Annotated in this window: 10 protein-coding genes and 2 pseudogenes; 5 read left to right on the forward strand and 7 right to left on the reverse strand. The window is 69.1% G+C overall.

Translation table 11 applies throughout. The features are described 5' to 3' along the window. Both VN520_RS17875 and VN520_RS17880 read right to left on the reverse strand, forming a co-directional pair. A partial coding sequence (locus VN520_RS17875; RefSeq protein WP_325747925.1) for an MFS transporter occupies positions 1 to 1,965 on the reverse strand: 1,965 nt, incomplete at its 3' end. A 200-nt stretch (positions 1,966 to 2,165) separates the two neighbouring features. Further along, positions 2,166 to 2,609, reverse strand: coding sequence for an SRPBCC family protein (locus VN520_RS17880; protein WP_325747926.1), 444 nt, complete (start codon positions 2,607 to 2,609; stop codon positions 2,166 to 2,168). 148 nt (positions 2,610 to 2,757) lie between these two features. Here VN520_RS17880 and VN520_RS17885 point away from each other — a divergent pair. Continuing rightward, a pseudogene (locus tag VN520_RS17885) lies at positions 2,758 to 3,192 on the forward strand (radical SAM protein); the annotation flags it as partial. Positions 3,193 to 3,771: 579 nt separating this feature from the next. On the opposite strand, the gene VN520_RS17890 reads toward VN520_RS17885, so the two are convergent. Continuing rightward, positions 3,772 to 3,969 carry a hypothetical protein gene (locus tag VN520_RS17890; RefSeq protein WP_325747933.1) on the reverse strand — a complete coding sequence of 66 codons (198 nt, stop codon included), beginning with the start codon at positions 3,967 to 3,969 and terminating at the stop codon, positions 3,772 to 3,774. Between the two features lie 92 nt (positions 3,970 to 4,061). On the opposite strand from VN520_RS17890, the gene VN520_RS17895 reads away from it, so the two are divergent. The 4 genes from VN520_RS17895 (at position 4,062) to VN520_RS17910 (ending at position 9,039) form a co-directional block, all read left to right on the forward strand. Beyond that, complete coding sequence (locus VN520_RS17895; RefSeq protein WP_325747927.1) at positions 4,062 to 5,033, forward strand: helix-turn-helix domain-containing protein; 972 nt, start codon at positions 4,062 to 4,064, stop codon at positions 5,031 to 5,033. A gap of 314 nt (positions 5,034 to 5,347) precedes the next feature. Then, positions 5,348 to 6,937, forward strand: coding sequence for an alpha/beta hydrolase (locus tag VN520_RS17900; protein ID WP_325747928.1), 1,590 nt, complete (start codon positions 5,348 to 5,350; stop codon positions 6,935 to 6,937). A gap of 231 nt (positions 6,938 to 7,168) precedes the next feature. Next, on the forward strand, positions 7,169 to 8,392 hold the full coding sequence (locus VN520_RS17905) for an AAA family ATPase (protein WP_325747929.1): 1,224 nt from the start codon (positions 7,169 to 7,171) through the stop codon (positions 8,390 to 8,392). After that, positions 8,389 to 9,039, forward strand: a complete 651-nt coding sequence (locus VN520_RS17910; protein WP_325747930.1) for a hypothetical protein — start codon at positions 8,389 to 8,391, stop codon at positions 9,037 to 9,039. The genes VN520_RS17905 and VN520_RS17910 overlap by 4 nt, the downstream gene beginning before the upstream one ends. A 238-nt stretch (positions 9,040 to 9,277) precedes the next feature. On the opposite strand, the gene VN520_RS17915 is transcribed toward VN520_RS17910, so the two are convergent. The 4 genes and pseudogenes from VN520_RS17915 to VN520_RS17930 form a co-directional block, all read right to left on the reverse strand. Continuing rightward, positions 9,278 to 9,886, reverse strand: coding sequence for an adenylosuccinate lyase (locus tag VN520_RS17915; protein ID WP_325747934.1), 609 nt, complete (start codon positions 9,884 to 9,886; stop codon positions 9,278 to 9,280). 174 nt (positions 9,887 to 10,060) lie between these two features. Then, positions 10,061 to 10,411, reverse strand: a pseudogene (locus tag VN520_RS17920) (RNA-guided endonuclease TnpB family protein); the annotation flags it as partial. Positions 10,412 to 10,803: 392 nt separating this feature from the next. Then, on the reverse strand, positions 10,804 to 11,226 hold the full coding sequence (locus tag VN520_RS17925; RefSeq protein ID WP_325747931.1) for a hypothetical protein: 423 nt from the start codon (positions 11,224 to 11,226) through the stop codon (positions 10,804 to 10,806). A 7-nt stretch (positions 11,227 to 11,233) separates the two neighbouring features. After that, the coding region (locus tag VN520_RS17930) for a nucleic acid/nucleotide deaminase domain-containing protein (RefSeq protein WP_325747932.1) at positions 11,234 to 13,297 on the reverse strand (2,064 nt) is incomplete at its 5' end.

A 13,297-nucleotide genomic window follows, 5' to 3' on the forward strand; every position in this document is an offset into this window, starting at 1 on the left:
CCCCGCCCCTCCCAGGACCACGTCGAGCTCCACCGGCCGTTCGCCGACCGTGACGCTGACGGCCTGCGGCTGGTGCCCGCCCGCCGCGGCGATCAGCACGTAGGGGCCGGCTGCGGGCGCGCTCAGCGCGTACCGCCCGTCGTCGCCGCTCGCTCCCCGCCCCACCTGCCGCCCCTGTACGTCGATGAGGGTGAGCGCCGCCCGCCCCACCGTCGTGCCGTCGGGGTGCTGGACACATCCGCACACCGGGACCCCGGAGGGAGGGCCGGACTGCGGCGGGCCGGGGACGGTGCGGGCCGCCGGGACCGTGGAGGGCGCCACGGCCGGGTCGGGGGCCGTCTGCGGGATGTGGTGGGACACCAGCGGTTTCTCCTTGAGGAAGAAGGCGAGGAACAGGCCGAGCAGAAGCACCGGCACCAGGTAGAGGAAGATCCGCGGCATCGCGTCGGCGTACGCCTGGATGTAGGCGTCACGCAGCGCGGGCTCCATGGCGTGGACCAGCTGTGGGGTGATCGACTCCGGGTCGGGCAGGTCGGCACCGGAGGGGAGCCTCACCCCGAGCGCGTCGACGAGCCTCCCCGCGAACAGGGTGCCGAAGATCGCGGCGCCGACACTGCCGCCGATCTGCCGGAAGTAGTTGTGCGCACTGGTGGCGGTGCCGAGGTCGGACGGGCGTACGGAGTTCTGCACGGCCAGCACCAGGATGGACATGACGAGGCCGATCCCGACGCCCAGCACGGCCTGCCAGATCGCGTACTCCAGGGCCGAGGTGCCGGTGTCGAGGAGCGAGAGCAGCCACATGCCGACGGTGGACACGGCTCCGCCCACCAGCGGATAGACGCGGTAACGGCCGGTGCGCGAGACCAGGTGTCCGGAGACGACGGAGGCGATGACGATGCCGCCCATCATCGGCAGCATCAGCAGTCCCGACTCGGTGGCGGACACACCCTCGACCATCTGGAGGTAGGTCGGCAGATAGCTGGCCGCCCCGAAGAGGGCGACCCCGACGGCCGCGCCGACCAGCGAGGTGACGTTGAAGACCGAGTCACGGAAGAGGCGCAGCGGAATGACGGGCTCGGCGGCCCGGTGCTCGACGACGAGGAAGAGCAGGGTCGTTCCGGCAGCTCCGGCGGCGAGCCCCAGGATGGTCCGCGAGCCCCAGGCGTACTCCGTACCGCCCCAGCTCGTGAGCAGCACCAGGCAGGTCGACGCGGCGGCCAGCAGCAGTGCGCCCAGCACGTCGAGGCGTGGGCGGACGGCCGGCTTGGGCAGCTTCAGCACGAGCGCGATGACGGCGAGGGTGACGAGGCCGAACGGCACGTTGATGTAGAAGCACCAGCGCCAGGAGGCGTGGTCGGTGAAGAAGCCGCCGAGGAGCGGTCCGGCGACGGAGGCGAGGCCGAAGACCGCCCCGATGAGGCCCATGTAGCGGCCCCGCTCCCTGGGCGGGACGATGTCGGCGATGATCGCCTGGACACCGATCATGAGTCCGCCGCCGCCGATGCCCTGGACGGCCCGGAAGGCGATGAGTTCGTCCATGGTGCGCGACCAGCCCGCGAGGGCGGATCCGATGATGAACACGATGATCGCGAACTGGAAGACGCCTTTGCGGCCGAAGAGGTCGCCGAGCTTTCCGTAGATCGGCAGCCCGATCGTGGAGGCGAGCAGATAGGCGGTGACCGCCCAGGACATCTTGTCCAGGCCGTGCAGTTCGCCGACGATCTTCGGCAGGGCGGTGGCGACGATCATCTGGTCGAGCGCCGCGAGCAGCAGGGTGAGCATCAGCCCGAGGAAGACCAGCCGGATCCGGCGGGGGCTGACCCCGTCCGGCGCGGACGGTCCCGCGGCGGACGGTGGCCGGGGCGGCTCGGACCGCGCCTCCGCGCCGGGCTCCGCCCGGGCCCCGGGCGGCCTGTACTCCGCGCCTCCCGGTTCGTCCTCCACCAGAGTGATCCCACCCACCACGTGACGCTCCCCTCATCGCAGCTGCGCCGCCCATTTCTCGCATCAGGCGGCGAGGCGGGGCAAACGCGACCGGGGGCGCGCACGGCGCGTACAGAGGGCTTATGCGCCGGTGGGAGGCATGGGGAAGCACAACCGGCCACCCCGGAGAACCACTCGTTCCGGTGAGGCCGGCCGTAGCGTCAACAGCGGGAAAGCCGGGGCTACTTCTCGACCTCGGCGGCAAGGTTCTGCAGCAGTTCGTCGTAGATCCGGCCGAGTCCCTTGGGTGCGAAGGTCTTCTCGAAGAACCCGCCGATGCCGCCGGCGCCGTTCCACACGGACGTGACGACGGCCTTGGACTTCCCCTCACCTGCGGGGGTGACCGTCCAGGTGGTGACCATCGAGGAGTTGCGGTCCTTCTCGATCAGCCGGCCGTCCGTGGGCTCGGTGACCTCGATCAGGCAGTCGCGGACCCGCTTGCTCGTCGCCTGGAGCTTCCAGTGGACGAGGGTGCCCTCGCCGTCCCCGCCCTCACGCACCTCGTACTCGCTGAAGTGCCCGGTCAGCACCTTGCCCCGGACCTCCTTGTAGTCCGCCAGCGCGTCGAACACCGTCTCTGCGTCCGCCGCGATGATCCGCTCCGTCGTGGCCTCGACCTGCGCCATGCCTGCTCCTCCAGCACTCGGTTGTTCGGGGTGCTGCTGAGCCAACCACCTCGGGTACGGCCCCTCAAAATCGGGCCTCGCACACCATCGCACACGATCAAGGGAACCTATGTTCCATTCTCTGCGGAGTGCTACCGCGGAGGCGCGCATGCGCTGGGGCAATCCGGCAGAGAACACCGCAAAGGAAGGGAACAGCGCCCTCTTCACGGCGGACGCGGTGACCACACGCACCTTCGGCACCCCGGAATTCAGGGGGATCACCTCCCACGAGATCCGGGCCCGTTCGATCGTGAACCGGGTGTCCGGAGCCTCCCGCACGCCGTCCGAATGGACCGCGAACCCGTACCGGGGCCGCACTCATGCCTGCGTGCACCGCTTCGCCCGCAAGGCCCACAGCCCTCGCGGCCTGGATGCCGGCTTCGCCTCCCGGATCGCCGCCAAGCCCGACGCCGCCGAGCTGCTGAACCGGCACCTGCCCTCCCGTCAGCGGCACGGCCGGCACCTCGCGATGGGCACGGACGTGGACCGCCACCAGCGCGCGGAGGGGTGGTGCACACTCCTTGAAGTGCTCCTGGCCCGCATGACACAGAAAGACCCCGCCCATGCGCCACGGGGGCAGCACACGGACGGGGCCTGCGAAACCCTCACCGCTCCGAGAGGGAGCGGCATCCCAGTGAAGGGGCGGACCGGGGCGAGAGGGGGCACGTCTGCCCGCTCAGCCTTGTTCCGGTCGGGGGTGCCGCTGTCCGGCCGGTCGGGTCATCGCTGCGACCCGCCAGCCGGGCCTTTCACCCATCCCTACCGCATCACGCCGACGTGATCGCGGGAGGGGCGGGAACCTGACGGGCCGTCCCGAGGGCATACCCAAGCAGCGCCCACAGCAAGAGACCGGTGGCATGCCAGGCATACCGGCTCACCATTGGATGCGCTCCGCATCTCCGCCGACACACGTAGGGCAGGGGCGTTTGAAGGTGAAGTTGCACAACTCGCACCCGGCGAACCCGCAGCAGCCGTCACACCAAATGCGTGCGTGTCCGGCGCACGTTCCGCAGTAGGACTTGGGCCGGTCGTCCGGAACGGGAACCGGAGCCGGTATCACCTCACGTCTTCGTCGCTGTCCGGCTGGCGCTTCGCTGCGCGGCTCCTCGGGAGCGGTGGTCACCTAGTGCCCCTCGGGATGGCGACGCAAGAACACATTGCAGTCTGAAACCGTGGTCATGTCGCCACCCGCTCGGGCACGGTCGCGGACGTTCGCCAGTTCCGCGCAACCGGCGCATCCCTCCACGGGTGTCGGCTCCAGTTCGGCTGGACGCAGCGGGAGTTCCACGGTCCCTGTGCTGTACCTCGTCGGCTCGGTCATGCTGGCATAATTCAGATACACCATGGTCACGCGGGAGTTGACCAGCGGTGACTAACCTGGCTCCATTGCTAGTCAACCCCTAGAGGTTTACCGTGAGTGACGATTTTGCCGACGTCGCCCGCCGGTCGTTGCGGGATAACGGCTATTCCATGAAGGCCGCAGCACGGGCAACGAACTACGACCCGTCGTATCTGTCGCGCGTCCTCAACGGGAAACAGCGCCCGTCCGAGAATCTGGCATCGGCCCTGGATTCCCTCGTTGGCGCCGGTGGCGCACTGGCCGCAACGGTTCTGAACAACGACGAAACGGCACGTGTGGCCCGCAGTGCGGCGAATCCTTCCCGCCTTGACGCCGGAACCGTGGACGCATTGGCACGGGTACTCGCCGCTTACCGGCGCCTTGACGATACGGCGCAACCGAGCAGCATCATCCCCGCAACCATGATGCAGATGCGAGAGGTTGTCCGGATGCTCAAAGAAGCGCAGGGGCCGCAAAAAGACCGGCTGTCCGACGTGGCGTCGGAATGGGTTCAGTTCACCGGATGGCTATTCGCACAGACATCCGAATACAGTGAAGGTGTCCGGCTGCTCAATGATGCCGTGGAACTTGCCGACGACACAGGGAATGGGACCCTTGTGGCTCAAGCGCTGAACTTCAAAGGCTACGTAGCCCGGCAGCAAGGGCGGCCGCAAGGCGTGGCCCGCTGGTTCGGCGCGGCGGCGAATACGCCAGGCGCACACCCCGCACAGCGGATCGGGGACTACCTACAGGCAGCGGCAGGACTGGCCGAATTGCAGGAGCAAGGCGCAGCACTGCGCATGGTGGACGACGCCGAAAAACTCATGGACGCAGCCGCCACGATCCCCCCGCCCGAGACTGCCTATTGGCTCACGCCCGCATTCAACCGGCTCAATATGGGCCTTTGCACTCTCGCGCTGGGAAGGTACAGCGAGGCGGCGGACCACTTGCGAACCGGTCTCGCCGGATTGCCGGACGAACTGCGTGATGCCCCTTGGTCCTGGGAGCACAAAGACGCATTGCGCCGGGCGATCGAGGCAGCGTGAACACAGGATGCCCTCGACGACGGGAAGCCATCGGAGGCATATAGGAACGTTCCCAGGCGGTCAGCTTGCGTCGGGGTCGCCCGGCAGATCCAGGAGACGGAATCCCCTGGGAGTGCCGGGGAGCCGGGGCCCTGGCACCAAGGACGGCCACATGCCCGGCCCCACGCAGCTGACCCTGCTCCGACCGCGCCGTCCCCCTCCGGCCCCGAACGGGTCAACTCTCGACGCCCTGTGTCCTTCCACGCCCGGATCCGGGAAGCATGCGGCGGGGGCTGTGCCATCCACAGCCGCATCGCCCGACCACGGAAGGCCTTATGACGAAGCGTGCAGGAATTCTGATCGCCGTCGGCGCCACGGTCGCGGGCCTGGTGACAGCCGCACCGTCCACCGCGTCCGCACCGCCCACCGCGTCCGCCGGCGTGGGTCCGGCCGCCGCGCCGCTCAAGTGGACCGGCTGCGGGACGAAGTCGTATCCGGCCCTGCAGTGCTCGACCGTCCGCGCACCGCTCGACCATGACGACCCGTCGGGCCGGCAGGTCACCCTCGCCCTGTCCCGGATCCCGCACACGGCGAAGACCTCGCAGGGTCCGCTGCTGGTCAACCCCGGCGGCCCGGGCGGCAGCGGGCTGTCCATGGCAGGCTTCGTGGCGTCCTCGCTGCCCGCGAAACTCGCCGCGCAGTACGACGTGATCGGATTCGACCCGCGCGGCGTCGGGAAGAGCACCCCCGCCCTGGACTGCGTGCCGAAGTACTTCGCGCCCGTACGCCCCGACACCGTGCCGGACTCCTACGAGGCGGAGACGACCGCGCGCAACCGGGCCGCGTCGTTCGCCGCTGCCTGCGGCGAGAAGCACGGCGCCCTGCTGCCGTACATGGACACCGTCAGCGCCGCGAAGGACCTCGACGTCATCCGCCGGGCCCTCGGAGCGCCGCGGATCAACTACTTCGGCTACTCCTACGGCACCTACCTGGGCGCGGTCTACGCCAAGCTGTTCCCCGAGCGCGTACGCCGTCTGGTGCTGGACTCCGCCGTCGACCCGGACGGCGTCTGGTACGAGGACAACCTCGGCCAGGACCACGCGTTCGACGCCCGCCACAAGGCCTTCGCCGCGTGGGTCGCGAGGAACGACGCCACGTACGGGCTCGGCAGCGACCCGGCCGCGGTGGAAGCCGCGTGGTACCGGATGCGCGACGCCGTGAAGAAACGGCCCGCGGCCGGCAAGGTCGGGCCCGGCGAGCTGGAGGACACCTTCATCCCGGGCGGCTACTACAACGGCTACTGGCCGCGTCTCGCCGAGGCGTTCGCGGCGTATGTGAACGACGGGGACCAGGAGGCCCTCGCCGCCGCGTACGAGGACTTCGCCGCAGTCGACAGGAGCGGCGACAACGGGTACTCCGTCTACACGGCCGTGCAGTGCCGTGATGCCGGCTGGCCCCGGAACTGGAGCACCTGGCGCAACGACACCTGGCAGGCGCACCGCAAGGCGCCCTTCATGTCATGGAACAACACCTGGTACAACGCTCCGTGCGCCGACTGGCCCGTGGAGCCGCTGGAGCCCGTGCGGGTCGCCAACGACAGGATCCCGCCGGCCCTGGTCCTCCAGGCCACCGACGACGCGGCCACACCCTACGAGGGCGGAGTCACCATGAGCCGCCAACTCAAGGGTTCCGGCCTCGTCGTCGAGCAGGGCGGCGGCAACCACGGCATCACACTGAGCGGCAACGACTGCCTGGACGCCCATCTCGTGGCCTACCTCACCGACGGCACCCTGCCGAGCGGCGGCGGCAGCGGGGTGGACGCGGTCTGCGCCGCGCTTCCGGAGCCGAAGCCCGCTCCGGCCACAAAGGCGGGCGCCGACATGAGAGGGAAGACGCTGCACGGCCTGCTCGGTTTCCGCGGCTGAGAAACAACGGGCCCCGTGCCGGGGGCGTACGCCAGGATGGAGCGCGTGACCACACGGCCCACTCCCGCGTACGCCCCCGGCGTGCACATCCGCGGCATGACCCTCGGCGACTGCCCCCGCCGAGATCGCCGCAGGCCGAGGGTCCCCGCCCGAGCCGGCGCTCATCCCCGAAAGCGCCTCCGTCCCGGAATGGCATGACCGCTGCCTCACTCACCCGATAGGTTCGCGACCATGCCCGGCCGTTTGCTCGAACTTCACGTGGAGAACTTCCGCAGCCTCCGTGACGTGACCGTCCCTCTCGGCCCTCTCACCGTCCTGGTGGGGCCGAACGGGGTCGGCAAGTCCAACCTGCTGAAGGTCTTCGACCTGCTCTCGGACATCATCCGGACCGACCTCCAGCCCGCCCTGGACGCACGGGGCGGCTTCGACGAGGTCGCGTTCTGGGGTGGACCGAAGCCGCCCACCTCCATGACGATCCGCCTCAAGGCGACCTGGACGACTCACGCGAGCGTCAACGCACCCGACGAGTACGACCTCACCGTCCGCCGCCGCAAGCTCCGCAGCAGCGACGACGCCTACAGCCTTTCCCGCATCGAGAGCTTCCAGTTCAAGCGCACCCAGGGGCGCGGTCGTCGTATCACCGTCTCCGGCGAGGAAGCCAAAGTCGTCGACAAGCGGGCCGGGAAGGAGTCCGACAGCGGCAGCTTCGGTATCCAACGGCTGAGCAGTGGCCTGTCGACCCTGCCGCGCCTGGCAAGCTCGGACGGTGGCGAAGAGGTGTCCAAGGTCGCTCAACAGCTGTCCGCATTCCGCGTGTTCGACGTCGACGTACCCGCCGCACGACTCCCTGCCCGCCTCCGCCGCAGTCGCTTCTTCGATCTCTCACCCGACGCGGACAACCTCGCGGAGTTCCTCTACTACCTCAGCTCCACGGAGGAGACCTGGCAGGACCTGGTAGCTGACGCCCGGACCGTACTGCCGCAGCTCGACGACATCGAGTTCGCCAGGCTCGGCGGCTCCGCCGACCAGGTGACGGTGATCCTCCACGAACGGGGCCTGCGCCGGCCCACTCCGCTCGCCGACGCCTCGTACGGGACCGTCCGCCTGCTCGGCCTCCTCGCCATGCTCTACGACCCGGACCCGCCGGCCCTCACCTGTGTGGAGGAGATCGACCACGGCCTGCACCCCCAGGCCCTGGAACTGATCGTGGAACGACTCCGCGAGGCCTCCACCCGCAGCCAGTTCCTCGTCGCCACCCACTCCCCCGCACTGGTGGACCGGCTGGAACCGGAGGAGTTCATCGTCTGTGACCGTGACGAGGAAGGGGCCTCGATCATCCCGGCTCTCACCACGGACGAGGTGCACGCCATCGTCGAGGAATCCGGTGACCAGCCACTCGGCGAACTGTGGTTCTCCGGAGTGCTCGGAGGCGACCTCACCGGCGGTGAACTGTGAGCCGTAAGGCACTGCTCATCCCCCGCCAGGGCCGAGGCGTCATCGTGCTCGCGGGTGAGGATGCCAACGACTGCGACATCCTGGCGTCCATCATCCGCCAGCACCACCCGAACCTGGGCTCGGCCAAGCTCGTGCGCATCAACGACCCGGTGCGCTTGAAGAAGAAGACCGGACGCGAACTTTCCACAGCGGTGAGCACACTGATCGGCAAGGCCAAGGGGAAGGCGCTCCAGCAGCGCGGCCCGCTGGTCGGTCTGGCCGTCCACGAAGACCTGGACGGCTTCACGGACAACCGCTACCGCACCGTACGCAAGACGCTGTCCGAAGAGCTCGCGCGTCAGAGCCCTTGCGATGCAGCACTCGCTCTGGCCGCCTGGGAGTCGGAAGCATGGCTGCTCCTCTTCCCTGCCGCGTTCCCGCACGTCCGCCCACGCTGGAAGGTGCCGGCCCAGCTGCGCGGGAACGACACGGGGATGCTCAAGGACCCCAAGGAGACGCTGAAGAGCAAGCTCGGCTCCCCCACCTTCCGCGAGAGCGACGGCGCGCTGATCGCGAAGGCCGCGTACGAGCGGGGACTGCTCGCCGAACCACAGGGCAGGAACCGCTCGTACGAAGACTTCGTGGCCGAGTTGACCACATGGGGCTGAGGCGCCGCCCGGCCCGCCTCGCCCGGTCCCTGGCCGGTGAGCGCCTGGCCACCCGCTGGGGTGTCACGTCACGCGTCGGCTCCGAACCACTGCGGTCTGCCTGCCGGACGAGGAACGGACCTCACTGGTGCTCCGCCGGTGTGCGGCGCGCCCTCGGTGCGGGGTTCGGGAGGCGTAGGCAGGGCGGCAGAGCCGCGTACAGCGCTGCTGCGGAAGCAGGGGCGGCCTTCAGCGGCGCTCAGGCCGCAGACAGCCGGCTGAGCGCCTCCGCCGCCGCCGCGCCGAGGCGGGGGTGCGGGAGGGCGGCCTCCAGGACCGGGCGCGCCCTGTCGTCTCCCAGGCTGCCCAGCCCCTCGACGCAGGCGAGTGCGACCCGCCAGTGCGGCTCGTCGGGGGCCAGCAATCGGTGCAGCGTGCTGACCAGGGCAGGCACCGATTCGGGGGCGCGCAGGGTGGTCAGCAGCCGCACCGGGTGCAGGGCGTAGGCCGTCCGCAGGCTGTTGGTGGCGAGCGCGGCCGCCGCTCTGGGGGTCCGGGGGTCGCCGAGGAGCAGGAGTGCGTGCGCGGCCGACACACAGCGTTCGGGGTCGCGGTGGTTGAGGAGGAGGACCAACGCCTCGAAGGCCCGGCGGTCGCCCCGGCAGCCCAGCCGGAACGCCGCGATCTCCCGCGCCCACAGCGGGCGTCCTCGCTCGACGAGGACCCGGGCCAGTTCCTCGTCGTCCTCGGTGGCGAGCAGCCGGTGGAAGACCTCCGGCTCACCGGCCTCGTCCCCGAGCCGGTCCGTCAGCGAGCGGAACTCCTCGTCCCTGGCTTCCTCTCCCCCGTGAGCGAGGGAGACTTCCACGGCTCGCGCCGTGGGAGTCTCCTGCTTCGCAGCCGACTGCCCGCCCGGAGCGTTCCGTTGAGGTCTTGCACCAGCTCCGCACACCGCCACCGCCAGCCCGGTGGCCAGAAGGCTGTTCGACGCATTTCTGTCACGGGCATGCCTCACACCGCAGCCCTCGCATGTCCACGTACGGACGTGCAGCGGCACACTCCTGGCAAGGGTCCCGCAGTGGGAGCACAGCTGGGCCGGGAGGAAGAAGCGGTTCACAACGATCACTTCCCGCCCGTACCAGGCGGTTTTGTACTCCAGCATGCTGCGGAACTCCGACCACGCCGCGTCACTGATGGCACGGGAGAGCCTCCGGTTCTTGACCGTGTTGCGCACGGTCAGGTCCTCGATCACGACCATGTGGTTCTCACGAACGAGCCGGGTAGTGATCTTGCGCAAGCAATCCCGGCACCGGTCGACAATCCGGGCATGGATTTTAGCAACCTTACGGCGGTCCTCGGCCCGGCCGGCGCCGCCTCCCTCGGCCTTTTTCACCAGGTGCCGTTGCGCTTTCGCCAAGCATTCGCGGTCCCGGCGCTCGTGCCGATCTCCTCCCCGCTCGACAGGGGCAGCAGGGGCTCCAGCTGGATCCCGGGATCGAGCTCCGGCACACCACGTCGGCCGGCGGCGGGTGAAGGTGTTCGTGGTCTCCGACGCAGAGGGGATCGCTCCCCCGGATCACCAAGAGGCCCTGCCTTCACACCGCGTCCACCAAAAGATCACCGACCGGGAACTCTGTTCGGTTCGCCCCGCGCATTCCCACACCGGTTGAGGAACGGCTTGTCAGCCCACGATCGCCGCTACAGCATCTGACTGGCGGTAGCACGTCGGCATCAGGCCCCGGCGGCGCTGCACAGCTCGGCGCCGCCGGGGCCTGAAGGGCGGAATCAGGGCATGAATCCCTTTACGTGAACCGCATTTCCGTAGCTGTGTGCGTCCGCTTCCTCCACGTGGAATCCCGCTGAGACGAGGATGCCCAGAATGGCGTCCCGCATACAGATTTGCACGGTTTGGTAGTGGCGGATCGCGTGGGGCAGATTCAAAGGATCAACCCCACTTTCCAGAAGGCTCACAGCTGCGGTCGCCAGTTCCGCCTGAGTGTTCCATTCCACCAGAACACCGCCGTCGGCGAGAGGGTCCACCTGGACATTCGCACCGGGTCTGTCCACGGAATCCTCTTCGGGGTTCCCTCGGTAAACAGGGATACCCGCCCGGACCAGTGCGTGGCAGGCTTCATCGGCCAGTTCCTCGCGCTGACCGATGGTATCCGGCGTGGCTTTCAGCGGCAGATCGAATCTGTGCTCGCTCATGCCTCCCTTACTCCCCCTCCTGCTGTCGGCCTGCCGACGAGCGCGCCAAGCGACCGCCGCCAGCTCGCTTGACGTATTCTGCCAGAAGCTGTTTGGCCGGACCTTCGATGCCGGCGTAGTAGGGGACCGACCAGGTGACAGGTGTGCCCCCCTTGAGTGCGGCGGCCAACTCGGAGGCACAGTCCCCACAGGGCTGTCGCTCGGTGTAAAGAGCGGTGATTTCGCGAGGATCGATCTTCTTTGCTTTCAGCATGTCCAAGATCGCGGTCTCCGAGTGACCGGAGAACTTGCTGCTCGCAACGACGAGATCCCCGGTCTTGGGGTCGTTCCATCCTGGCACCCTGGCTACGGCAACATTGTGCTGTGCTCCGTAGAAGCCGGCTTCGGTCCTGAACTGGTAAGCCATTCGGCTCAGTTCGTCGCTGTTGTAGCGGATCAAACCGCTGCATCCATCGCCAGTCACAGACGCCGGCGCGGCGAAGCGCTTGCTCGCCCGTGTGCAGAACTCGACGAACTCGTCCATCACCCGGTACCCGATTCGAGCGACGACATCGTCGGCCAGACCGAAGGTACGGAGCGCGTTGAGCGCGTCGATGAAGCCGATCCCGGTCCTGGCTGCGGCGTCCGCCGCCCTGACGGCGTCTGCGATGGGGCGGATGATCTTGCCGGCGAACAGTGACGCCACATCCACCACGGCCCAGGCACAACCGCCCCAGCTCCCGTTCTCACCGCCGGGGGTGAGCTTCTGGGCGCATCGGATCCAGCTGCCGAAGAGGATGTCGATGGGATCGACGCCCTGCTGGTACTCCGCGATCGTGATGGTGTGCGTGACCTCGGTGTACTGCGTCTCCGTCTTGTGCTCGCCCAGGTACAGCGTGTCCCCGGAGAAGCACGAGTTCTCCCATACCTCCGTGGTGCACAGGTACAGGTCGAGATCGGCCTTGTATCCGATCTTCTGGGTCATCGTGCAGTCGCCGTCGTAGGCGAGCTGGTCCCACCAGCCGTCGCAGCCCTCGGTCTTCTCCAGGACCTTCGGTTCGCCGACCTGTTCGATGTGGTCGATGACGTAGAACACGCCACCGATGAGTCCGCCGGCCTCGTCAGGGACCGTTCCGGTTTCGATCTGCTGGGTGTTCGCGGCGTTCTCGGCCTGCGTCGCGGCTTCCTGGGCGGACTCGGCGTACGCCTGGGCGTCCTTGGCTGCTTCCTCCGCAGCCGTCGCGGCGGCGTCGGCCCGCTCGGCTGCGGCTCTGGCCTGGTCGGCGGATTCCTCCGCCCGGTCTGCGGCCGCACGGGCGGCGTCGGCATCGAGAGCGGCGGCGTCGGCGGAGGTGCGGGCGGCTTCGGCGTAGCCTTCGGCGCGGCCGGCGGCCTTGTCGGCGGCCTCCGCGTCGGCCGTGGCCTGCCGGCCGTACTCGATGGTGCGGGCCAGTGACTGCTGCGCCTTCGCCGCGGCGGTCGCCGCAGCGGCCGCGTAGGTCAGTGCCTCCTTCGAGTAGCCACGGGCGTCCGCGGCGTGCTTGGCGGCGTTCGCCGCGTGCTGGTAGGCGGCCTTGGCATCGCCCTGTGCCTGGTCGGCGATGGTCTGGGCGGCCGCCGCTTCCTCGGCCGCGTTGGCGGCGTGGGCGTCCGCGACGGCCTTCTGCTGCTCGGCGATGGTCTTCGCCGCCTGGCCGGACAGGACCACCAGAGAAGCGGCGGAGTCCTTGGTGACGTACGGCGAGCCGAGCTGGATCGCGTCGTTCGCGGGAGCCGCGACCTGCGCGGCCGAGTTCCCGGCATCCACCGCCGCCTGCGCGGTGACATAGGCGAACCCGGCCGCCTTCGCCGAGGCGGCGGTGGCCTTGTCGGCCTCGGCCTTGGCCGCGTCCGCCTCGGCCTTGGCCGTCTTCGCCTTTGCTTCTGCCTCGTCGGCTGCCTCGACCGACAACGCGGCCTCGGCCGAGGCGTGCTCGGAGGCGTCGATGGCGTCGGCGGCGGCACTGGTGGCGGTGCGCACCGCGGCGTCCGCCCGCAGCTTCGCGGCCTGCGCATCGTCCGCGGCTGCCCGGGAGCGCTTGGCGGCGGCCTC

This window comes from Streptomyces sp. (genome assembly GCF_035563135.1).
Classification (GTDB): Bacteria; Actinomycetota; Actinomycetes; order Streptomycetales; family Streptomycetaceae; genus Streptomyces.